Consider the following 23,563-nt stretch of genomic DNA (forward strand, 5'->3'; position numbering starts at 1 on the left):
TTATGAATGTACCATTTTCACCACCGGATATTACAGAAGAAGAGATCGCTGAAGTAGCTGAAACACTGCGCAGCGGCTGGATTACCACAGGACCCAGAACAAAAGAGTTTGAACGTAGGATTGCAGATTATCTCCACACCCACAGGGCGGTCTGTCTGAATTCGGCGACAGCATGTCTGGAAATGACGCTCCATCTGATGGGAATAGGCCCCGGGGATGAGGTAATCACTACGGCATATACATATACGGCCACCTGCAGCTGCATCTGCCACGCAGGGGCGACCCCGGTTCTTGTGGATACAATGCCCGGTTCTTATGAGATGGATCCGGAGCAAGTGCGCCAGGCGGTGACAAAGCGGACAAAAGCAATCATCTGTGTAGATTTGGCAGGTATTGTTTATAGCAGATATGATGAAATCTTTCGGATTGCAGAGGAAAAGAAACGTTTATTTTCTCCTGCCAACGAGCGGCAGAAAGCCATGGGCAGAATTCTTGTGATTGCAGATGCAGCCCATGCCTTCGGCGCATCCCAAAACGGGAAAATGTGCGGGGAAATTGCGGATTTTTCATGTTTTTCCTTCCACGCGGTGAAAAATCTGACTACGGCGGAGGGGGGCGCAGTGACATGGTCACAGGCCATCTCACAGGCAGGATTGGATGGGGAGGTTTTGTACAGAGATTACATGCTTCTCTCCCTTCACGGACAGTCCAAGGATGCCCTGGCAAAAACCCAGGCCGGTGCCTGGGAATACGATATCGTGGCCCCCTACTATAAATGCAATATGACGGATATTATGGCAGCCATCGGACTAATTCAGCTGAAAAGATATCCGGATATACTTAAGAGAAGAAAGAATTTGATAGAGCAATATGATGAGGCTTTGAAAGACTGTCCGGTGAAGCTGCTGCGCCATTTTGGAGAAGATTACAGCTCCAGCGGGCACCTATATCTGGTAAGCACACTTGACAAATCTCGACAGGAATGTAACAATATAATCACGAAATTGGCGGAAGCTGGAATTGCGACCAATGTACATTATAAGCCTCTGCCCATGCTGAGCGCATACAGCCGGATGGGATTTGACATCAAAGACTATCCCAATGCATATGCTCAGTTTGAAAAGGAAATTACGCTGCCCCTTCACACTTGTCTCACAGATGAGCAGGTGAAGTATGTTGCAGATACATTCAGGAGCCTGATTATATGATACCAGATTGGAAACAGTTGCCGGAATTCATGCGCAATGATTCTGTAAAACCATATTACGAGATATTAAGAAAGAAGAAGTCTGCCCTCTGCCTAAAGCGAGGGCTTGACTTCTTTCTTGCGTTAATCTTGACAGTTGTGCTGGCTCCGGTGATGGGGGTTCTGGCAGTGTGGATAAAACTAGACAGCAGAGGTCCGGTCTTTTACAGGCAGGAGAGGATTACGCAGTATGGGAAACCATACCGTATTTTTAAATTCAGAACCATGGTTGCGGGAGCAGACAAAAAGGGCCCCCTTGTCACAAAAAAGCAAGACAGCAGAATTACCCGGTCCGGCAAAGCCCTGCGGAAACTTCGGCTGGATGAACTTCCCCAGCTGTTCAACATCTTAAGAGGGGAAATGTCCTTTGTGGGAACAAGACCTGAAGTCAGAAAGTACGTAGAACAGTACACTGGGGAAATGCGGGCAACGCTGCTGCTTCCGGCAGGAGTTACTTCCAGAGCCAGCATCCGGTTCAAGGATGAAGACGCACTGCTTGAAAAGCATCAGAAAGAGACCAAAAAGCCAGTGGATGAGGTATATGTAGAATATATTCTTCCGGTAAAAATGAAATACAATCTGCAGTACATAAAACAGTTTGGCTTTTTCAGCGATATAAAAATAATGCTGGATACAGTTCTGGCTGTGATAAAATAAAATAGGTAAACGAGGAGTATAGACAAGGATACAACCATGCCGCTAAGTTCGAAAGGACCTCACTAAGCCAGCAGGTTGTACCTTACTACTAGGTTCGAAAGGACCTCACCAAGGAGTATAGGTATGTATAAAATAGCAGTTATTACGATGGGTGTGAGGCTGGATGGGGAGAAGGGGTATACCAGGTTTAGGTATCTCTGTGATTTTCTTACAGAGGCCGGGTATCAGGTGGATCTGATTACCACCACCTTCCAGCACTGGGAGAAAGCCCAGCGGGATATTGAAAAATTTAAAAAAGACGACTATAAGTTTGGATTGAAATTCATCTATGAACCGGGGTATAAGCAAAACGTTGATCTGAAAAGGATTAAAAGCCATCGGATTGCGGCGAAGAACCTGACGGCGCTTCTGGAAAGAGAAGGAGACTATGACCTGCTGTATGCGGAGATTCCCCCCAATGATGTGGCACTGGCCTGCGGGGAGTTTGCAAAGAAAAAAGGGATTCCCTTTGTGGTGGATGTGAACGATCTGTGGCCCGAGGCGATGCGGATGGTGCTGGACATTCCTGTTATCAGTTCTCTATTGTTTTATCCCTTGCAGAGGGATGCCGAAAAAGTGTATTCCATGGTGTCCGGCGTAATTGGTACCTCCGATGAATACAGGGACAGGCCCTTTCAGAATCAGAAAAGGGAAGTGCCAAAAGCCACTGTGTATGTGGGAAACGAGCTTGCAGTCTTTGACAGAGGGGCAGAGGAAAATGAGGAGACAGTCGTGAAGCCGGACGGAGAATTCTGGGTGACCTATGCAGGCACCATCGGAACCAGCTATGATATCCGTACCATGATTTTGGCAGCAGAGGAACTTGCCAAAAGGGGAAGAGCTGACATTAAAATCAAAATTCTCGGGGGCGGTCCTCTTAAAGACGAACTGGAGGCTCTTGCACGGGACAAAAACATTAAAAATGCAGAGTTTGTGGGATACGCTCCCTATGATAAAATGGCGGCGTACCTGAAGAAATCGGATATTCTTGTGAATTCCTTTGTAAGGAAGGCACCACAGAGTATCGTGACAAAGATAGGAGACTATCTGGCTGCGGGCAAAGCAATGATTAACACCTGTATGAGTCCGGAGTTCCGCAATAAGGTAGAAAATGACGGGTTTGGTGTGAATATTGAACCAGAGGATACATGTATCCTGGCAGATGCTGTTGAAGATTTATACAGAAACGAGGATAAGCGTCTGGAGATGGGAAAAAAGGCAAGGAAGATTGCCGAGGAGCAGTTTGACAGGCCTAAATCCTACAGAAAAATAGAACAGCTAATCAGGGAACTGCTTTAGTTGTTCAAAAAACCAACGGTGGATCGGAATCTCTTGAGAGGTGGGGGCATTCATGAAGAATGAAGAATCTAAGAAGCCTTTTTTTACAATTGTCATGCCGGCTTACAATGTGGAAAAGTACATAGACAGAGCAATTTCGAGTATACAAAAGCAGACATTTACTGACTGGGAGCTTATCGTGGCGGAGGACTGTTCACCGGATAAAACCGGACAGACAGCAGAAAAGTATGCAGCGGAAGATTCCCGCATCCGGGTCATCCGGCACGAGACCAATCAAGGGGTGAGTGCAGCCAGAAATACCGGAACGAAAGCGGCATCCGGGGAGTACATCTGGTATATGGACGCAGATGATTATGTGGATGAGACACTGCTGGAGCAGGTATATGCATCCATAGAACGCAGTCCTGCCCAGGTAGTCTTGTTTGGTCACGTAGAGGAGTATTATGACAAAAAAGGTATGCTGCAGTACACCCACTCCATTTGTCCAAGGGAGCACTATTTTAAGACTGCGAAAGAGCTGCGGCCCCATATCATCGAGCTGGAACAGGAGACACTGTATGGATACCCCTGGAACAAAATATACCAGCTTTCTCATATACGGGAGCTGAAGCTTGTATATGAGGATGTAAAGCTGATCGAGGATATTGCGTTTAACATTGAGTACTTCATGGACATTGAGACTTTGAATATTCTGCCGGTTACGCCCTATCATTACGGAAAAAAACTGGAGGAAAACCTGACAAATAAGTTCGTGCCGGACTATTTTACACTGCACAGGCGTAGGATAGAGATGCTGTTTGACCAGTTTTCCTACTGGGGGATATGTACGGAACAGGTCAGAAGTATACTGGGAAGCCTCTACGGACGTTATATCCTCTCCGCATTGGAGCGCAACTGCAATAAACAGGCAGGCATGAACCATGCCCACCGGTACAAGTGGTGTATAAGGGTGTTTTCCGATGGCCTGTTCAATGAACTGATTCCTGCGGCCCGGGCGAAGGAAAGCCTATCCCTTCGCATTGCGCTGTTATTTTTTCGCTGGAAAAGGCCAATACTTTGTTTAGTGATGGGCAGAGGGATCTATATTGTGAGAAGATTTATGCCAATGGTGTATTCAAAAGTAAAATCCGGAAGATAGTGTTTTAATAGGAGGCTCTATGGAAGAAAATAAAAAATTCAAACAGGTACTGTTTGGTTTTAAAGTATGCTATATGGTTTATTTACTGCTGGCCTTTAACGCATTTGTAAATGGGGCTTCATGGATGAACATAGCCTCTTATGTGATTACAATACTGGGAGCAGGAATGATTCTATGGATGCTCTTTCGGTATAAAAGGTACAAAAAGGGATACAATCTGTGGATTTTAGCTGGATTTGCCGCCAGCTATATTATCAGTGCCGCTGCACATTTTTCTTACGGGGGCGCAGAAAATGTGAAGGGGCTTATATGGCTTGTTTTTCCTCTGGTTTTGCTTTATTTAAGTGCCTTTGACATGTCAGGTGAAGAAATCCGCCAGGAGATGAAGTGGCTTTCTGCTATTTATATTATCTATTGTACTGTGGTAAATATTATCAGCCTGAGTATGGTCTGGTGGGGCCGCAAATATGATTATGTGGATGAGACAGGGTTTGTTCACGCCATTGGCTACCGATGGCAGCGCCTGTGGGGAATCTATGATGATCCCAATCATGGAGCTACCATCACGGTCATCGCACTGTTTATGCTGCTTTATCTGTTTTCATGCACACGAAAATGGTGGCAGAGGATTGGTCTGCTGCTTCTGTTTATAATTCACTACTTATATCTGGCGCTGTCAGATTCCAGAACGGGCATTATTATGCTTGCCGCCGGGCTCTTTTTATGGCATTGTCTTCTGGCATGGGTGGAGAAAAAAAGAAGTGTACGCCCAAAACATGTACTTTTGCTATGTATTGTGGGAGTGTTGGCGGCTGGCACTGCATTTGTCGGAGACGTGGGAGTAAAAGCCATATATCAGCCCATGGATGCGAAGATTGAAGCAGTTATGAAAGCAAAGAATCCCGCAACAGTCAAGTCTCCCGCAGGAAAAACGAAAACTCAAAAACCAGATACCCGGAAAAAAGACCTGCAGCATGATTACAGCAACGGAAGATTAGAAATTTGGAAAAACGGACTGCAGATTGTGGAGAAGTCACCGGTCATTGGTGTAGGGTTTCGGAATATTGCCGGGTATGCGGCAGAGCATTTTCCTGAGGGGTATCTTGTAAAAAACAGAGGGGGCGTAAAATATGATTCCATGCATAACCTGGAGCTGGACATTCTGGTGGGCCAGGGAGCCATTGGAGGCATCCTCTTTCTTCTTCTGCTGATTAACAGCAGTGTGATTCTATTTAAAAGGATGTATCAGGTGTCCGGGGAATATAAGACGGAGCCTGTATTTTCCACTGCAGCTTGTGCTGCACTGCTGGCTGCAGGCACATTTTTATCTTTTATATTTTATGTAAATGCACCTCAGAACATGTGCTTTTGGCTGCTTCTGGGCTATGCAATGAGACTTTGTCAGATAGGAGCAGAGAATAAATAATGAAACGAATACTGGTGGGCTTTATTATGAGCGGAAAAGCCGGGGGAATTGACAGATATCTGCTGAACTTTCTGGAGTCAGTACAGAGTCAGGATGCCCCGGAGAAGGTCAGCATTGATTTCCTGACAGATGAGATGCATGAAGAACTGAAAACATACCTTGCGCAGAGAAATTGTGAGCTGTATGCCATTGCAGGACTGAAGCGTCCCTTAAAGCAGTTTCGTCAGGTTTGCGCCATATTAAAGAACAAGAAGTATGACATGGTATATCTCAATGTATCTACTGCTATCGACTGTGTTGCAGCATTTGCCGCAAAATGGATGGGGGTTCCCAAAAGGATCATTCACAGCCATTCCAGCGGAAATGACTGCGAAAGCAGTTTACAGAGGGCAGTTTATGATGCGGTGCATAAGGTGTGCAGGCTATTTTTCTACAAGGCAGGCACCCAATTTTACGGTTGCTCCACAAAGGCAGGAGAGTGGATATTTCCAAAAAGGATCGTGCATTCGAATCGGTTTCAAGTGATTTACAATGCTGTGGACAGAAGCCGCTTTCAATATAATCCTAAGATAAGAAAAGAAGTGCGCAGTGAGTTGAACATTGAAAATGAAAATCTGTTTGTTATAGGGCACTTGGGAAACTTCTGTTATGCAAAAAACCAGCCTTTTCTGATTGAGGTGTTTGAACAGATACACAGGCAGGTGAAGGGGGCTGTGCTGCTCCTTGGAGGAACAGGAGTGGAGCTGAAGGAAGTACAGGTACTGGTGAAAAAAAAGGGACTGGAAGGGGCGGTGCACTTCCTCGGCTGGAGGTCCGACACAGACCGATTATATCAGGCTATGGATTTCTTTCTTCTCCCCTCCAGGTTTGAGGGTCTCCCCGTGGTAGGAGTGGAGGCCCAGTGCACAAAACTGCCCTGCGTGTTCAGCGACTCCGTCACAAAGGAAACAAAAATACAGGATCATAGCTGGTTCTTACCCTTGTCAGACGGCCCGAGGAAATGGGCAGACTTTATCCTACAGCATAGAAATTACAGCAGGGAACAGGTAAGGCTGACAGAAGAAGCAAAAAAATACGATCTGGAAAGACAAAAGGAGCAGGCATGCAGAATCATTTACCGTTAGTGAGTGTTGTTGTGGCGGCGTATAATGTGGAGCGTTATATTGACAGGTGCATAAAGAGTCTGGTGGATCAGACATACCGGAATCTGGAGATACTGCTGATTGACGACGGTTCCCCCGATAACAGCGGGGATATCTGTGAACGGTATGCGGACCAAGATTCCCGCATTCGTGTCATACATAAGGAAAACGGTGGTTTGTCCGATGTCAGGAATGTAGGTCTTGCCCAGGCGTCGGGCACTTATCTTATGTATGTGGACGGGGATGATTATGTGTCACCGGACTTTGTAAAAGCAGCCGTCTCCTGTGCTGAGGAGCATACTGCAGATGTGGTGTTTTTTGATTTTGAAGAAATCGAAGAAGATACGGGGAGACGGGACAGGTGGAGTATGGAAATTCCCAGGGATACAGTATTGAATGCCAGGCAGCTGCCTAAAGTGCTGACGGTAACCCCCTGTGCCTGGAATAAATTGTACCGTCTGGAATTTTTTCGCAGTACCGGGCTAGAGTATCCTTTAAGAAGACATTATGAAGATATGACTATGAGTCCGAGACTGCTGGTAAATGCCGAAAGAGTCGTTTATCTGCAGAGCGAGCCGCTGTACTATTATATTCTGCGGGAAGGCTCAATTATGCGCAGCAAAGATTTTGAGAAAAGTTACCGGGACAGGAAAGCAGCCATAGAAGATATTTTGTCCTATTTTAAAAATCGGGGATTGTATGAAACATTTCGGCAGGAGCTGGAATACCTGGCTTTTGAGCATGCTTTTTTTGTGCCCATAAAAGAAATTGTATTGGATAATCCGAAAAGCCCTTACCTGAAGAAGTTCCGGGAGTATGTGCCGGGGTTATTTCCGGAGGCTGCAAAAAACCCCTATGTGAAGGAATGTCTCTCAATGAAGGACAGGGTAATGCTAACACTGATTATGTGGAAATTATATGGACTCATGCTTTTCTTGTCCAGGGTCCGCAGACAGAAAGATCTAGTTACGAAAAAGTATACATAACGGAGGAAAGTAATGGAAAAGATTTTATCAATAGTAATCCCGTCCTACAATGTGGAAAAGTATTTGGAACAAACGTTGACTTCATTTGAAGAGCCAGGTATTCTGGAAGATATTGAAGTGCTGATTGTGGATGATGGTTCCCAAGACAGTACGGCGGAGATCGGGAAAAGGTTTGAAAGGCGCTATCCCGAAACCTACCGGGTAATCTCCAAGGAAAACGGCGGACACGGTTCCACTATCAATACAGGAATCCGGGAGTGCACGGGAAAATATTTTAAGGTAGTGGACGGTGATGACTGGGTAAACACACCGGACTTTCAGCTGCTCGTCGAGAAACTTAAGTCATGTGATGCAGATTATATTGTGACAAATTATTATGAAGTGAATGATCAGACCGGTGAGAAGACGAAGAAGGAATATCTGGGACTGAAAAAAGATGATCTGGATGAAAACAGATGGGACTTTAAGGACGCTGCAACGATAGCACAGCCGTCCATGCATGCACTGATTTTCAGAAGCAGTCTTTTGAAAGAGCACCATGTTCATCTGGACGAACACAGTTTTTATGTGGATGTGGAGTATATTTTATATCCCCTTCCCTTTGTAGAGTCAGTGGTGTATTTTGATCTGGATATTTACATGTACCGTCTTGCATTGGCCACACAGAGTGTCAGTATGCAAGGCTTTAGGAAGCACATACAGAATCATATAGATGTGATTATGCATCTGACAGAATTTGCCGAGGAATATAAGAAAAATGCTTCTGAAGAAGAAAAGACAAAGGTGGATTTCATTGGAAAACGGATTGCGCAGATGGTGGGAGATCAGATTACAATTTTTATGAGCTTTCCGGTGCACGATAAGGAGAACAAAGCCAGGTTCCTAAAGTTTGACCGGGAGTTGAAAAGAAAAAGTGAGTGGATATATGAACTGTCCTCAAAAGAGAGCGGGACTCTAAAGCTTTTGAGGAAAGTGAACTTTAAAGGGTATAAGGCTATAATGAAAATGGGGAAAAAGAGAAACGGCCTCACAGAGGAGTGATCAGATGAGGATAAAATCAGTAAGGTTCAATTTTATTATGAATTTCATGCTCACAGTGTCGCAGTTTCTATTTCCGCTGATTACGTTTCCTTATGTGTCACGTGTGTTGAAGCCTGCGGGGACAGGAAGTGTGGCATTTGCAACCTCTGTGATTACTTACTTTACTATGTTTGAAATGCTGGGGGTGCCAACCTATGGCGTCCGTGCATGTGCAAGAGTAAGGGAGGATAAAGAAAAGCTTTCAAAGACAGTACAGGAACTACTGCTTATCAATGTAGTGCTGATGATATTCTGTTATATTGTATTTGGACTGGCACTGGTATTTGTAAAAGAGTTCCGGGAAGACAGGATGCTTCTTCTGATCAGCAGCGTATCCATACTTCTGAACGTAATCGGTGTAAACTGGCTTTACTCGGCGCTGGAACAGTATAGCTACATTACGGCAGCAACCCTGGCCTTTAAGATGCTGTCGATTGTTCTCATGTTTACTTTTGTGCGCACACCCAAGGATTATGTTATTTACGGCGGTATTACTGTGTTTGCAAGCGCCGGTTCTTATGTACTGAATTTTATCCGTCTAAGACAATTTGTTTCGTTAAAGCGAACAGGAAATTATGACTTTAAAAGGCATATGAGACCTATTCTTATATTTTTTGCACTGTCGGTTGCAACAACTGTCTATACAAATCTGGACACCGTAATGCTCAAATTTATGAAGACAAGTACAGATGTGGGATATTATGATGCAGCAGTGAAAGTTAAAAATATTCTTGTAAGTCTGGTTACTTCCCTTGGAACAGTACTGCTTCCCCGTCTTTCTTTTTATATAGAGAGTGGAAAAACAAAAGAATTCAGGGCAATGATAGCGAAAGCTGTCAACTTTGTGCTGCTTTTGTCCTTTCCTTTGACAATATACTTTGCATTCTATGCAAGGGAGAGTATACTTTTATTATCCGGAAGTGCATATATGGGATCCGTGCTGCCCATGCGTGTCATTACACCTACGGTCATCATGATTGGACTTTCTAATGTACTCGGCATACAGGTGCTGGTTCCCACAGGAAAAGAGAATATGGTGGTTATTTCTGTAGCTGTGGGGGCTATAGTGGATCTGGTGCTCAATACAATATATATTCCCAAATACGGAGCAACAGGCGCAGCTATCGGAACTCTGGCTGCAGAAATAGTCGTATTAATAATACAGGTTGTTTATTTGCGGAAGATGCTGTGGAAAATGAAAGGAGAATTTCATTGGAAGCAGATTGGAGCTGCAGTAATTGTGTCGGCAGCTGTTATCTGGGCGGTCAGAAATTACCTGGCATTTGAGTCCGTGTTCATTACACTGGTGGTATCGGCAGTAATCTACTTTGGGGTGTATGGGGCAATATTGATTGCTGTAAAAGAACCATTTGTAATGGATATAGTCAGACCTGTTGTTAACAGGATAAAAAGATAAAGCGGCAGGAGATAGAGAATGAGACAAGAAAATGACAAGAAACTGAAAAAGTTAATACAGGTAATCTACAGGAATAAACATATATGGCTGGCATTTATGGCAGCTTTTTTACCTAGATTTATTTTCTTATTTCAGACATATCCACTGTCCATCGGGGGCGATGAGCTGTTTGCAATGGGACCGGCGGCAAAATTGGCTGGTTATGACTGGAGCGGTGTTATGCAGAACTACCGATACTATGGATATGGATATACTGCTTTACTGATTCCGTTTTTTAAACTCATTCATGAACCAATCATTCTATACCGGATGATGGTATTAATGATGATTCTGGCACAGAGCGTTGTAGCGCCTATATCCTATCATTTGATGAGAAAATATCTGCTGGTGGATAATGAAAAAATATTATGCATTTCTTCTATCTGCTGTTCTTACCTTGTGTCGGTGAGAGCGGTTTACACTTACCCCGAATTTATCTACATTTTGGTTATGTGGCTTTTGACCTGGGTATTATTAAAAATGAATCAGACTGTAGATGAGAAAAAAGGAAAAACATTAAATACTTTATTGCTGATTTTGATTTTGTTCTATGCCTCTACAGTGCATTCAAGGGCAACTGCTCTGTGGATTGCGGCTGCATTTGGAATTATGTATTATGGCTGGGTTTATCGGAAAAAACTGGTTTCAATCCCCACCTGCCTTTTTGTGGGATTAGGGGCTATTGTAGTTAGCAAAAAAGGAATAGAAATTGTTTTAAACTATTTTGCAAATGCTACCAGCAGTGGTGTATCAAATACCGGGGTATCTTTCTCTGTTGGATATCTGCTGGAAGATATAAAATCCTGGCCGGCATGGGTGAATATTATTATTGGGCAGTTAAATGAAGCAATAGTTATTACAGGGGGACTTGCAGTGTTTGCCGTAACTGGGATTTTGATTCTCTTATGGCAAGGCCTAATAAAGAATAAGCAAGATATGGAAGAACTGCAGGCGATGAGCCCCTATGTGGTGGTGGGAAGTGTGTTTCTAGCCGCGATAGTTATTACCATTGCGGGGCAGTCGGTCAGCTGGCTGCCTGGAGTGACAAATGCAATGCAAAACGGAGGTGATCCAGATGCATACAGAGCACTGACATATTTTCGATATTATGGGGCTTATGCCGGACCTATTCTGATGCTTGGAATTGCATACTTTTACCATAAGCGGGAAATGTTTGGAAAGTTGTATCCTGTAGTTTGCATTGTAACAGCTCTGCTGCAGGGATACTGGGTATTGTGTATTTTACCTTATATCAGCGACTTTAATGGATGCAGCTGGGACTTTGCCCCCTATTCCCTGACAAAAGGATTTACAGATGAAATTCGTCTGAGAACCTATCTTTCCGCCACTCTTGTAGTTATATTGGTACTTGCATTCAGTTATATTTTGTACAAGAAAAAGAAAATGCATGTTGTTCTTGCCGTGTTGAGTATTATGTTAGTTTATAGCTATTGTTATAATGCAGTAAATCATGAAGGATACCGTGGACAGAAAAATTATACTTACGTGGATGACAGTGTTCACATGCTGAAACAGCTGCGGAAAACAGGGGATTTGCCTGGTACGATTTATGTTGAAGATGCAAGTGTAGAAGGAACAGGACAGCAGACAAAATTTTTATACCAGTTTTGCATGCTGGAAGAGCCGGTTGTTTCCTCTCTGCCGCCGGAAAACGAAAAAGAGGCTCTTTATCTCTGCCAAAATAAGGACGAGCATCAGGAGCTGGCAGTCCAGGGATATATGTGCGGCAAAATTGCAGAACATGAGTATATTTATGTGACAGGAGAAGACCTACAGAAAAGGGTACAGGGCAGCGGAATCTCACTGGAATGAGATGTTATAAATTCTTTAATTTGTTAATTATTACAGTAAATTCGACAAAATAATGGCAAAGACACCATAAACATGCTATAATTTAAAAAGATTTTTACAAACAGACAGAAAAGCGAGGGGAAGACATTGAAGATTGCAGTGGCGGGAACAGGATATGTAGGACTGGTGACAGGGGTTTGTCTTGCAAGTAAAGGCCATGAAGTTACGTGTGTAGATATCGATGAAGAAAAAGTAAAGACTATGCAGCAGGGAATATCACCGATTTATGAACCAGGATTATCTGAGTTGATGACAGAAAGCATGGATAATCTTACTTTTACCACAGATTTTGAGTTAGCTTATAAGGATGCAGAAGTGATTTTTATCGGTGTCGGGACACCGGAAAAATCAGATGGGTCAGCAAATCTTTCTTATGTATATCAGGTAGCAAAACAGATTGCAAGGACGGTTGAGGGAGAATGTGTAGTTGTAATAAAATCCACGGTACCAATCGGAACGAATGATAAAATTGAGCAGTACATCCATGATAAGCAGACCAATAAAGTGGGAATACACGTGGCATCAAACCCGGAATTTCTGGCACAGGGAACGGCAGTAAGAGATACACTTCATGCTTCAAGAATCGTCATTGGAACAGACAACCTATCTGTATGTGAAACTCTGCAGAAAGTTTATAAAGACTTTGACGCACCAAAACTCTGTGTGGGACGTAGAAGTGCAGAGATGATTAAGTATGCATCCAATGATTTCCTGGCACTGAAGATTAGTTATGTCAATGAGATTGCAAACCTTTGCGAAACGGTAGGGGCAAATGTGGAAGAGGTTACTAAGGGAATGGGGTACGATAAACGGATTGGAGAACATTTCCTTAATGCGGGAATCGGATACGGCGGTTCTTGTTTTCCAAAAGATACTAAGGCTCTGAGTTGGCTGGCAAGCTTTAATGATAAGGAAATCCGCACGGTAAAAGCTGCCATTGAAGTAAATGATAATCAGAAACTCAAGCTTATTAAGAAGGCAAAAAAATATTATGATGATTTTCTTTTCCTGAATGTGGCTGTGTTGGGTTGTACTTTTAAACCGGGAACAGATGATTTGAGAGAGGCTCCATCCTTGGTGAATGTACCCTTTTTATTGGAAGATGGTGCTCATGTCAGAGTATGGGATCCGGTAGGAACAGAGAATTTTAAAAAGAAAATTCCAAATGAAAAGATTCAGTATTGCAGTACGATTGAAGAAGCTATTAAGGATGCGGACATTTGTTTTATATTCACGGAGTGGGAAGATGTAAAGAAATTTGATATCAGTAAGTATAAGCAGCTTATGAAACGGCCAATCGTGTTGGACGGAAGGAATTGCTATGCTTTAACTGCATTTGAAGGCACAGGTACCACCTATGGTTCGGTGGGAAGACCGACTGTGAATGATATTGAAGGATAAGAGTGAGGAGAAGTACATATGAAGCTGATCATACAGATTCCCTGCTACAATGAAGCAGAAACATTGGAAGTGGCATTAAATGACCTGCCAAAACATATTGATGGAATTGATATAATTGAATATTTGATTATTAACGACGGGAGCAAAGATAACACAGTTGAAGTTGCAAAAAACTGGGGAGTAAACTACGTTGTTAGTTTTAGAAATAATAAGGGACTTGCCAGGGGGTTTATGGCAGGTCTCGATGCATGTCTTAGGAACGGTGCAGATATTATTGTAAATACAGACGCAGATAACCAGTACTGTGGAGCGGACATAGAAAAATTGGTGCAGCCGATACTAAGGGGAGAAGCTGGGATGGTTGTCGGAGAACGTCCGATTGATGCGACAGAACATTTTTCACCTCTAAAGAAAAAGCTTCAGCATTTCGGGAGCTGGGTTGTGAGGCGGGCCTCCAGGACAAATGTTCCTGATGCGCCAAGTGGATTTCGGGCATACAGCAGGCATACGGCCATGAGAATGAACGTTATTAACGAGTATACTTACACACTTGAAACAATTGTGCAGGCAGGAAGACAAAAAATGGCAGTGACATCCGTGCCGATTCGGACGAATGCGGAGCTGCGGCCGTCTAGACTGTTCAACAGTATGTTTGGGTATGTGAAGAAATCAATGCTGACAATTGGAAGAGCATTGATTATGTATAAGCCAATGTATTGCTTTGCCTGGATAGCCGGTATATTTGGAGTGGCAGGATTTGCACTGGGTATACGGTTTGTGGTCTACTATATTGGAGGAAATGGAGATGGGCATATTCAGTCACTGATACTGGCAAGTATGTTGATTGTAATTGCGGTGATGGCAGGAGTTATGGGACTTCTGGGTGATGTTATTTCTGCCAATAGAAAACTGTTGGAAGAAATACAGTTTGAATTGAGAAAAATCGATTATGGCCCGGGACATGAAGAGGTAAAAAAAGATAAAAATGAAGCAGAGTAAGGAGAATATGTGCAGATGAAGTCGAAATTATTGGTGACAGCATCTACTTTTCCGAGATGGGCAGGAGATACAGAACCAAGATTTGTATTAGATATATCCAAGGCATTGTTAGCGTATTATGATGTGACAGTCTTGGTTCCGGCCTGTCCAAATGCAAAGGATGAGGAAGTTTTGGAAGGAGTCAGGGTAATTAGATATCATTACTTTCCTATCCACAAGTGGGAAACTTTATGCTATCCCGGTGCCATCGTACCAAGAATTAGAGAAAAGGAAATTAGAGGGTTACTGGTTCCTTTTTTGTTTCTAGGTTTATGGTTGAAACTGAAAAAAATTTGCAAAGATTATGATAAGGTGCATGCACATTGGATTATTCCCCAGGGAATTGTTCAATCATTTTTTGATAAAAAATATGTAATTACAGGACACGGTGGTGATGTTACATCACTTAATAAGGGAATCATAAAAAGACTGAAGGTAAAATGTTTAAAAAGGGCTGATAAAATTACTGTCGTATCGAAAGCCTTAGCCGAAGAGGTAAAAAAATTATATCCTGAAGCTAAAACGGAAATAATTTCTATGGGGTGCGACACCTCAAAATTTGGAAAAAAATATTACCAGGAGAATTACTTTAATCAAAATAGAAAAAAAGTGATACTCTTCGTGGGAAGATTGGCAGAGAAAAAGGGGGTGACATATTTGATAGATGCAATGAAATATGTTGATGGTAAATTAGTGATTGTTGGCGATGGACCGTTGAAGGATTCATTAGTAGCTCAAGCAGAAAGTTATGGGGATAAGATAGAATTTTGGGGTTCAAAAACTCATGAAGAGTTGAAAAATATATATGCTTCAGCAGATATATTTGTTGCCCCTTCAGTTACTACTGAAGATGGTGATAAAGAAGGGTTGGGACTAGTGTTGCTTGAGGCCATGGCATCAGGTCTTCCTGTTGTAGGGAGCAACTCAGGGGGAATACCTGAAATAGTAGAAAATGGTTATAATGGGTTTTTAGTTGCAGAGAGGGATGTACAAGATTTATCTGGAAAAATTAATGTACTATTGAATTCTGAAAAAATCCAAGATAAATTTTCGAAAAATGGATTAAAGGTTGTTTCAAATAGAGATTATAGTAAAATCGCTGAAAAATATTATAGGTTGATGGAGAAATAAAATGAATAGACCCTTGATTTCTATTATTATTCCAGTTTTTAATGTAAAAAAATATTTACCAGAATGTTTAGAATCAGTTGTCAGTCAAACTTACTCAAATTTAGAAATTGTTTTGGTTGATGACGGTTCAGATGATGGTTCAGAAACTATCTGTGATGACTTTAGTTCTAAGGATAACCGGATTAGAGTAATCCATAAAAAAAATGGCGGATTATCCGATGCAAGGAATGCGGGAGTGTCCGAGGCCAGAGGAGAGTGGATTTTTTTTGTCGACGCGGATGACTATATTGCGAGAGATGCTTGTGAAAAATTAATATTCACTGCGATGAATACTTCCGCAGACATAGTTATTGGTGAAGAGAGAAAATTTGACGATTGCGATAAGATAAAAATATCAAAACAAACTGGTATTAAAGACATAATCACATCTGATGAGACCTTGATTCAATACTTTTACAGAAAAATCTCTGGTTATGTATGTGGGAGATTATATAAAGACAATCTTGTTAAAAATATAATATTTCCTGTAGGAAGATACTTTGAAGATGTATTTGTATTATATAAAATTCTTGAAAAGGCTAGCAAAATAGTGGTTTTGTATGATGAAGTTTATTATTACAGACAAAGAGCAGGAAGCATTATTAATTCACAGTATTCAGTTAGACAATTGGATATAATAGCAGCAAATGAAGAAATCAAACAGCATTACAGCAATGGTAGTGAATTAATTAAAAATGCTATTTCTTCTAGGTGCTTTGTCTCAGGGGTTGATGTATTGCGTAAAATCCCGTTGAATAGAGAACTTAAGCAAGATAAAGAATATGTCATTAGAGTTATAAAAGAGACTCGGAAAATGGCTTTACTAGATAAAAATAATAATGTTCTTATTAGAGGAATGGCTGCTATAGCCTTTATAAGTCCGAGAGCATTAGGTGTTTTGGCAAAAGGCAGATATTTAATTAAAGTTAAACGTATTTAGGAGATAGGACATGAAGCAAGTTAGTTTTGTTATTTTACATTTTATGGATTTAGATACAACGGTAGCATGTATAGCCTCTATTATAAATAATATAAGCTATGAAAACTATAAAATAATTGTTGTTGATAATGGTTCTACTAACGATAGTGAGAAAAGGATAGAAGAAAAGTATGATAGTGAACCAAAAGTGATTTTGTTGTGTGCAAATGAAAATTTGGGATTTGCTAAAGGAAATAACCTAGGTTATAGCTATGCTAAAAAAATGCTCAATGCAGATTATATTATAATTACGAATAATGACACCATATTTAAACAACATAATTATATAGACATTATGATTTCGGAATTTGAAAAAAATAACTGCTATTTAATAGGACCAGATTTAATCACTCCCGATGGTTATCATCAAAATCCTCATCGTGATCATATTTTAACCCAAAATGAAGTCAGAAAAATGCTTTTAATAAAAGCCATCTTTTTACATTACTTTATGTTAAAAAAAACATTGCATTTGGATAAGAAAATCAATGCCCTTGAGTACTTGTACGATAAAAAGGATGAAAAGACACATGAAAACATTAATTACAAACAAAGGAAAGAAAATGTGGTCTTACAAGGAGCATGCTTGATTTTTACACCGATATATATATCCAGGGAGACGGAGGCTTTCTCTCCTAAAACATTTATGTATGGAGAAGAAGATTTACTGGCATATAAGTGTCAAAGAAATGGATATAAAATTGTATACTCTCCGGAATTGAAGACTTTCCATATGCAAGGAGTAGCAACAGGAAAAGCGTATGAAAAGAAACTTGAGAAAAACATTTTTATGTACAAATATATTGTTGAGGGGTGTCAAATTTTATTGAAAGAGATGAAAAATGATAGAAACTAAAACATTCGTTTAAAATGAAACGTGTAATAATATTATAAAGAAGTAAAAAGCAAGTGTTAAAAATTTATAGTCAGGTCAAATTGCTAGATTCACTTGCAGAAGGAGCAGGAAAATGTTGTGCAGTGTAATTATGCTTACATATAATTCGAGTTTAGAAAAAATATATCTGACTTTGAATTCTGTATTGAGGCAAGAGAATCTTGATAAAATAGAGGTGATAGTAGCAGATGACGGCTCAAAAAATAATTTTCTCCCTGAAATCAAACAATTTTTAGAAAAACATGGAGTGATTAACTATAAATTAATTGCCAGTGATATAAACCGTGGTACAGTCGAAAATTTTTATTCGGGGGTAAAGATAGCAAAAGGGCGTTACATTAAAGGATTAGGCTGTGGCGATCTACTCTATGGAAAGGACAGCATAAACAGACTTTGTATGTTTATGGAGGACAAAGACCAAAAAATAGGTTTTGGCTTAATGAGAGCTTTCCAAACTGAAAACAACCACTTGGAGTATTGGGACTGTAACATACCAATGGATATAAGGGCATTTAGAGAAAATAATTTGAAGAAAGTTAAGCGAAATATAGTGTCGTGGGGAAAGCTAATGTCTGGCGCTAGTATGTTTTTTGAAAAGGACTTGCTAACTAAGTTACTTGATGAAATTAGAGGCAAAGTAATATTTTGTGAAGATTTTATTCAAATTATAGCATTGGTTAAAAATATAAATATTGGATTTTTTGATGAGTACATTATGTGGTATGAGATGGGGGGGGGAATATCTACATCAGGAAATTCTTTTTGGAAAGCGAGAATACAGAAGGATTATAATTCTTTGATTACATATTTGGGAAAAGAATATAAGAACAATAAATACGTTCGTAGACGTTTACGGACACAACGTCTAGACAATTGGCCCAAGTTATTTAGATGGGGAATGAAGTTTTTGATAGATACAGGAATGTTTTTTATACCTATGAGAACAGGTCTTCAAAAAAGACAAGGTCTTTATAAAGCCAAAAATGAACATGGTTTTTTAAATGATACTGAGTTTCTAGATTCTAATAGATTAAGCCATAAGGAGTAATTATGCAGGTAATAAAATATGCGTTTCAGCAGCATGGAGATGACAGGGGACAATTAGTTGCCTTGGAAGAAATGAAAGATATTCCATTTAATATTAAGAGAGTATATTACATGTATGATACAGGCGTGGGGGTACATCGTGGGTTCCATGCTCATAAATCTTTAAAGCAGATTCTTATTTGTATTCATGGCTCATGTAAAGTTCTATTGGACAGTGGCTATGAAAAGAAAATTGTATCTCTGGAAAAGCCATATGAAGGACTATACATATCCAGCAACATGTGGCGAGAAATGTATGATTTTTCAAAGGATGCAGTATTATTAGTGTTAGCATCAGAACAATATGATGAGAGTGATTATATACGAGATTATGAGGAATTTTTAGACCTGGTAAAAAGAGGAGATTTGAATACAAGTGGAGTTACGGAGAACAGGAAAACAACTTAAAAAAACAGAGATTGTATTATTATCTTTATTCACGATTCTTTTGGCATTTTTTTGCTTACTTCATATAAGAGAACTTAATCAGATAGTTGTACTTAATGATGAATTTGGATACTGGTCTATTGCTGCGTCAATGGGAGGAAAAAATTGGGGAGAATTGATTGCAAACACTCCGTATTATAATTATGGCTATAGTTTGTTGCTTGTCCCATTATTCCATTTAGGACTTCCAACGTATACAATTTACAAAGCGGCAATTTTCTTAAATGTTATTATATTGATCTTAGGCTATTACGCTTCTGTTTTGTGTGGAAAAAAGATTTTCCCAAATATGGACATAAAAGTTCTAATGTTTATTTGTTTTTTAATTAATTGCTACCCAAATGTGCTGGTACAGACACAGGTGGCATGGACAGAAACACTGTTAAACTTTTTGTTTTGGCTTACCGTTTTAAGTGTTCTTTCACTTGCAGAAAAACCAACAATTTGGAAAATACTATGCTTCTCTTTGATTTTAGGATATATGTTTATTGTACATCAAAGAACAATCGGAATTGTGATTTCCGGGATAGTTATTTTAATATCGCTCTGCATTTCTAAAAAAATTTCTTTTAAACAAATGATTTTAGCTTTAGGAGTATTAAGTGGAATCCTGCTATTACATTTCTATACAAAAGGAGAATTAAAAGATTGGCTGTGGGCAAGTTCCGAGTTGAGTAATATGAATGATTTTAAAGGACAAGTTTCTTTGATTGAGTCGATATTTTCAGGATTTGGAATAAAAAGTATCTTTTATGGACTGGCTGGAAGAGTATTTTACTTTTTGGTTTCAGGAGGAATACTGTGGTATTGTGGATTTGTACGTATACTGGCAGATATTTTTTATGAAATCAAAAAGAATACAATTAAAAGATTGGGACAAATCCAATGTGCAGAGGCTTTTATAATGTTATCATTTTTGTCTGCGGTTGCTATAGGGGTTGTTACGGTTGTACAGGGATTTGGAAGAGCAGATTCGGTTGTTTATGGTAGGTACATTGAAAACACAGTGGGGCCAGTTCTGTTGATAGGTGCGGGTACAATCTTCGAAAAAAAGATTTCTATTAAACAGATAGTAAGCTATATTATATTACTTATTGGAACAGGCTTTTTAACTGCACATATGCTACAATTGGTAGGAAATAATGCATTTGCAGATATTAATAGTATTGGAATAGCCAAATTTTTTGAAAATAAAAGTGGAAGAGCTGCTATAGAGCCAGCTGTAATGTGCTCAATAGCATTGAATGGAATTATAAATGTATTTATATCTGGCACTCGAAAAATAAAAGGGCTTTTTATAGCAGGAATTATAATTTTAATATATTGGCTGAATATAGGATCATATACATATACACATACAATTAAATACATGCAAGTAACAAAAACGGAAAGCAATGAAAGTTTAGCTGAACTGATAAAAAAATCGGAAGTAGATGACGTATACTATGTGAAAGATAACAATTTCGATTCTTATTGTACAAACCCAAAATATCTGCAATTTTGGATTCCAGACATTCAAGTTCATGTAGTTGATGCCAAAAGTAACGAGAAGGTCGCTTCCAATAGTATTTGGCTTTACGAAAAGGGTGGTAAAAATGTTAATGAATTGATTAGGGATAAAAAAATTTTAAAAGAAAGTAATGAATTTTATGTATGTACTCAAATGGATTCAAAAATAATTACGACATTGGAAGAAAAACAATATTCATTTGAAACACCTTTAGCTTTAAGTGCAGCAGAAAGTGATACTTGGGACAGCAATTATGAAGGGTTTCGATCTAATGGGGAAGCAGGAAGGTTAATAAATAACTACAGAGTGGGACTATCAGCAGGAACATATGATGTTAACTTTAATATAGAGTCAATCGGTAGTAAAGAGAAAAAAGTTTTGGGAAAATGTTTCGTTAGTAAGGATGCGGGAAAGGAAATACTTGAAGAGTTAGTGATAGATAGGGGATTTTTGAAAAAAAATCAAAATCAAATTCGAATTTCATGTATGGACACTGAGGATGTGGAAATTAATGTCGAAGTTGAGGAAGGTGTGATACTGGAAATAAATTCGATATCGTATGAAAAAATTTCCAATCAGTATCTTGTTGGAAAAGACTGTAGTCAGGACATGCAGGGAGTGATCACTAAGATAGAAAATATAGATCCGCAGCAAATAAATTATTTTTCAATACATGAAGATATGGAATATGATTTTTCATACTTGAAGGGGTTATATCCAGAGTTATCATTTACAGTCATAAATACTGCTAAATTAGAAAATGCAGAAAATAATGGTTACTACATTTTAGAAAGAGCTAATATGGATATATTTGAGTATTTGGATGATTATGACTGCTTAATGGCAAATGGAAACTATATATTACTTACCCGGAAAGGTAATGGAATCGCAGGATTATGGAAAAAGATGGGAGAAAAGGGTTGCTCTGAGGATGGATTTATAGACATTGATGTGTTAAGACTAAATACGGATGGGACTATATATTCTGATAATAATGTATTCTTAAATCAAGGAACCTATAAAGTTATTTTTAGTTCTCCAAATGTAATCGGAGATATTGAGTTTCATGCAGGTAATAAGATTGAAAAAATTGATTTTGATGAAAAGTCAACAAAATATTCTATAACAATATCTATTAAAGACAATAATCAATCTTTGTCATGGAAAGTAAATAGTGATGACGGGGAAATGCCTGAAATCGTTATTAGAAGAATATCTAATCAATATTCTTTTGCCTTGCCTGGGGAAAAGGAAAGAGTAAGATTAAATCCAGGAAAGAAATTAAGCATTCCTTTGTTTGATAATTTAGGGATGGGCACATATGAATTTACATTTACGATGTCAAGTGGAAAGAAAATTTCGGATGTGGAGAGTACCTTATACAGAAAGGTTGATCCTGTAAATGAAGTACCTTTAAATATTGTAGATAGCGACGAAAAGAAAACAGATAAAATAACTACACAAATTAAACAGTATTATGATGTAGATAAGAGTGGATATCAAGGAGTTAAGTGTGTTATAGAAAATGATGGTGAAGCTCCAATGACTCTTGAAAATATTCAGTTTAGAACTATTGATTAGTTTAGCTGTTTTTGGAAAGGAAGAAATGATAGTGAAGCGTGAATCTAAATATGAATTATTAAGGATTACTTTAACATTTATGGTAATCACATTGCACTATTTAAATTCTGAAATGGGAAGAGCTTTGGAATACACCAGAACTAGTAACGTTAATTATGCGCTTGCACGTTTTTTGAAAGTATATGTATTACTGCAGTTAACGTGTTTGTGCTGATAACAGGCTACTTTGGTTATAAACGAATGACACAGTCTTTGAGAAAACCCTTAAGCTTAATTGCATGGGTGACTTTTTACAATATACTATTCCAAGTGATTGCATTCTGATGGGAGATAAAGAACTATCATTGAGAACTGTACTCGGGAGTTTTATTCCTTCTAATTGGTATATAATTCTTTACTGTGCATTGATTTTGGTTGCACCATATACGAATTATTTGATAAATCATATTTCAAAGAAACAATTTCAAATTTTACTAGGTGTGATAACTGTTATATTTTCTGTTTGGAATACTATATTTGAGATGGCTTCTGATTTTCTTGATATAAGGCTATTAGGTATTAGTACGATATCAATAAATGGTTCTCAAGCTGGTTATAATATTGTGAATTTTGTTTTTTTGTACCTACTAGGTAGTTATGTAGGCAAATATTCAATTTCAATAAAAAAAAGATACTTAAGTGTGTTGTATATTTGTGCATTATGTGTAACAGTTATATTAAGCAAGTATACTGATATAAGTTGGAATTATGACAATATTTTTGTAACTATCATGAGCGTTAGTTTTTTTGCATTATGGGGAAAAGGGATTACTTTAGAGAACAAGCAAAGGGTTAATGTGATTGCAAAAGGGACAGTAGGTATTTACATAATACATACAAAAGAACTCATTACAAATGTTTTATGGGGATATTTCTCAATTAAACAGGCATCACAAAGCACACCCATATTTTTTACTTTTAATATGTTGGGATGCATACTTGTTACATATATAATATGCTATGCCATTGAGGCTACATGTAGATGGTGTATAAAACCAATTTCAAATTACCTTGACAAATGTATAGTGTTGAATAGGAATATTATTCAATTAGTAACTGAAGAAAAATAATTATGA

At 39.2% G+C, this 23,563-nt stretch carries 19 protein-coding genes; all 19 read left to right on the forward strand.

Features of this window, described 5'->3' with window-relative positions:
* The first annotated feature begins 2 nt into the window (after positions 1 to 2).
* The gene (locus BN3456_RS08100) at positions 3 to 1,208 is read left to right on the forward strand and encodes a DegT/DnrJ/EryC1/StrS family aminotransferase (RefSeq protein ID WP_089983628.1); all 1,206 of its coding nucleotides are present in this window, start codon (positions 3 to 5) and stop codon (positions 1,206 to 1,208) included.
* Positions 1,208 to 1,903: a sugar transferase gene (locus tag BN3456_RS08105; RefSeq protein WP_176699143.1), complete on the forward strand. Its 696-nt coding sequence runs from the start codon at positions 1,208 to 1,210 to the stop codon at positions 1,901 to 1,903. Before BN3456_RS08100 ends, BN3456_RS08105 begins: the two co-directional genes overlap by 1 nt.
* Positions 1,904 to 2,026: 123 nt before the next feature.
* The gene (locus tag BN3456_RS08110) at positions 2,027 to 3,241 is read left to right on the forward strand and encodes a glycosyltransferase family 4 protein (RefSeq protein ID WP_089983630.1); all 1,215 of its coding nucleotides are present in this window, start codon (positions 2,027 to 2,029) and stop codon (positions 3,239 to 3,241) included.
* 52 nt (positions 3,242 to 3,293) lie between these two features.
* On the forward strand, positions 3,294 to 4,379 hold the full coding sequence (locus BN3456_RS08115) for a glycosyltransferase family 2 protein (RefSeq protein ID WP_089983631.1): 1,086 nt from the start codon (positions 3,294 to 3,296) through the stop codon (positions 4,377 to 4,379).
* Between the two features lie 19 nt (positions 4,380 to 4,398).
* On the forward strand, positions 4,399 to 5,805 hold the full coding sequence (locus tag BN3456_RS08120) for an O-antigen ligase family protein (RefSeq protein WP_089983632.1): 1,407 nt from the start codon (positions 4,399 to 4,401) through the stop codon (positions 5,803 to 5,805).
* Positions 5,805 to 6,929 carry a glycosyltransferase gene (locus tag BN3456_RS08125; RefSeq protein WP_089983633.1) on the forward strand — a complete coding sequence of 375 codons (1,125 nt, stop codon included), beginning with the start codon at positions 5,805 to 5,807 and terminating at the stop codon, positions 6,927 to 6,929. The genes BN3456_RS08120 and BN3456_RS08125 overlap by 1 nt, the downstream gene beginning before the upstream one ends.
* Positions 6,908 to 7,933, forward strand: coding sequence for a glycosyltransferase family 2 protein (locus tag BN3456_RS08130; RefSeq protein WP_089983634.1), 1,026 nt, complete (start codon positions 6,908 to 6,910; stop codon positions 7,931 to 7,933). Before BN3456_RS08125 ends, BN3456_RS08130 begins: the two co-directional genes overlap by 22 nt.
* Positions 7,934 to 7,945: 12 nt before the next feature.
* Positions 7,946 to 8,974 carry a glycosyltransferase family 2 protein gene (locus tag BN3456_RS08135; protein WP_089983635.1) on the forward strand — a complete coding sequence of 343 codons (1,029 nt, stop codon included), beginning with the start codon at positions 7,946 to 7,948 and terminating at the stop codon, positions 8,972 to 8,974.
* 4 nt (positions 8,975 to 8,978) lie between these two features.
* Positions 8,979 to 10,430 (forward strand): flippase, encoded by a 1,452-nt coding sequence (locus tag BN3456_RS08140; protein ID WP_089983636.1) that lies wholly within the window; start codon positions 8,979 to 8,981, stop codon positions 10,428 to 10,430.
* A gap of 18 nt (positions 10,431 to 10,448) precedes the next feature.
* Entirely contained in the window at positions 10,449 to 12,302 is a 1,854-nt protein-coding gene (locus tag BN3456_RS08145) for a hypothetical protein (protein WP_089983637.1), read from the forward strand.
* 126 nt (positions 12,303 to 12,428) lie between these two features.
* Positions 12,429 to 13,742 (forward strand): UDP-glucose dehydrogenase family protein, encoded by a 1,314-nt coding sequence (locus BN3456_RS08150; protein WP_089983638.1) that lies wholly within the window; start codon positions 12,429 to 12,431, stop codon positions 13,740 to 13,742.
* A gap of 18 nt (positions 13,743 to 13,760) precedes the next feature.
* Positions 13,761 to 14,741 (forward strand): glycosyltransferase family 2 protein, encoded by a 981-nt coding sequence (locus tag BN3456_RS08155; protein WP_089983639.1) that lies wholly within the window; start codon positions 13,761 to 13,763, stop codon positions 14,739 to 14,741.
* Positions 14,742 to 14,756: 15 nt separating this feature from the next.
* On the forward strand, positions 14,757 to 15,911 hold the full coding sequence (locus BN3456_RS08160; RefSeq protein ID WP_089983640.1) for a glycosyltransferase family 4 protein: 1,155 nt from the start codon (positions 14,757 to 14,759) through the stop codon (positions 15,909 to 15,911).
* Position 15,912: 1 nt separating this feature from the next.
* On the forward strand, positions 15,913 to 16,890 hold the full coding sequence (locus BN3456_RS08165; protein ID WP_089983641.1) for a glycosyltransferase family 2 protein: 978 nt from the start codon (positions 15,913 to 15,915) through the stop codon (positions 16,888 to 16,890).
* A gap of 10 nt (positions 16,891 to 16,900) precedes the next feature.
* Positions 16,901 to 17,785 carry a glycosyltransferase family 2 protein gene (locus BN3456_RS08170; protein ID WP_089983642.1) on the forward strand — a complete coding sequence of 295 codons (885 nt, stop codon included), beginning with the start codon at positions 16,901 to 16,903 and terminating at the stop codon, positions 17,783 to 17,785.
* 112 nt (positions 17,786 to 17,897) lie between these two features.
* On the forward strand, positions 17,898 to 18,872 hold the full coding sequence (locus BN3456_RS08175) for a glycosyltransferase family 2 protein (protein ID WP_089983643.1): 975 nt from the start codon (positions 17,898 to 17,900) through the stop codon (positions 18,870 to 18,872).
* Between the two features lie 2 nt (positions 18,873 to 18,874).
* Positions 18,875 to 19,318, forward strand: a complete 444-nt coding sequence (locus BN3456_RS08180; protein WP_089983644.1) for a sugar 3,4-ketoisomerase — start codon at positions 18,875 to 18,877, stop codon at positions 19,316 to 19,318.
* The gene (locus BN3456_RS08185) at positions 19,287 to 22,448 is read left to right on the forward strand and encodes a hypothetical protein (protein ID WP_089983645.1); all 3,162 of its coding nucleotides are present in this window, start codon (positions 19,287 to 19,289) and stop codon (positions 22,446 to 22,448) included. Before BN3456_RS08180 ends, BN3456_RS08185 begins: the two co-directional genes overlap by 32 nt.
* Before the next feature lie 323 nt (positions 22,449 to 22,771).
* Positions 22,772 to 23,557, forward strand: a complete 786-nt coding sequence (locus tag BN3456_RS08190; protein WP_141654506.1) for an acyltransferase family protein — start codon at positions 22,772 to 22,774, stop codon at positions 23,555 to 23,557.
* Positions 23,558 to 23,563: the final 6 nt, after the last annotated feature.

Origin of the sequence: Clostridium sp. C105KSO13, from assembly GCF_001517425.1 — a bacterium.
GTDB lineage: Bacteria > Bacillota > Clostridia > Lachnospirales > Lachnospiraceae > Muricomes.

Coding starts and splice junctions, on each gene's coding strand:
- BN3456_RS08155 (WP_089983639.1), top strand. CDS start 13,761: ATGAAGCTGATCATACAGATTCCCTGCTACAATGAAGCAGAAACATTG.
- BN3456_RS08130 (WP_089983634.1), top strand. CDS start 6,908: ATGCAGAATCATTTACCGTTAGTGAGTGTTGTTGTGGCGGCGTATAAT.
- BN3456_RS08170 (WP_089983642.1), top strand. CDS start 16,901: ATGAAGCAAGTTAGTTTTGTTATTTTACATTTTATGGATTTAGATACA.
- BN3456_RS08115 (WP_089983631.1), top strand. CDS start 3,294: ATGAAGAATGAAGAATCTAAGAAGCCTTTTTTTACAATTGTCATGCCG.
- BN3456_RS08165 (WP_089983641.1), top strand. CDS start 15,913: ATGAATAGACCCTTGATTTCTATTATTATTCCAGTTTTTAATGTAAAA.
- BN3456_RS08190 (WP_141654506.1), top strand. CDS start 22,772: ATGGGAGATAAAGAACTATCATTGAGAACTGTACTCGGGAGTTTTATT.
- BN3456_RS08140 (WP_089983636.1), top strand. CDS start 8,979: ATGAGGATAAAATCAGTAAGGTTCAATTTTATTATGAATTTCATGCTC.
- BN3456_RS08175 (WP_089983643.1), top strand. CDS start 17,898: ATGTTGTGCAGTGTAATTATGCTTACATATAATTCGAGTTTAGAAAAA.
- BN3456_RS08100 (WP_089983628.1), top strand. CDS start 3: ATGAATGTACCATTTTCACCACCGGATATTACAGAAGAAGAGATCGCT.
- BN3456_RS08180 (WP_089983644.1), top strand. CDS start 18,875: ATGCAGGTAATAAAATATGCGTTTCAGCAGCATGGAGATGACAGGGGA.
- BN3456_RS08110 (WP_089983630.1), top strand. CDS start 2,027: ATGTATAAAATAGCAGTTATTACGATGGGTGTGAGGCTGGATGGGGAG.
- BN3456_RS08145 (WP_089983637.1), top strand. CDS start 10,449: ATGAGACAAGAAAATGACAAGAAACTGAAAAAGTTAATACAGGTAATC.
- BN3456_RS08160 (WP_089983640.1), top strand. CDS start 14,757: ATGAAGTCGAAATTATTGGTGACAGCATCTACTTTTCCGAGATGGGCA.
- BN3456_RS08125 (WP_089983633.1), top strand. CDS start 5,805: ATGAAACGAATACTGGTGGGCTTTATTATGAGCGGAAAAGCCGGGGGA.
- BN3456_RS08135 (WP_089983635.1), top strand. CDS start 7,946: ATGGAAAAGATTTTATCAATAGTAATCCCGTCCTACAATGTGGAAAAG.
- BN3456_RS08120 (WP_089983632.1), top strand. CDS start 4,399: ATGGAAGAAAATAAAAAATTCAAACAGGTACTGTTTGGTTTTAAAGTA.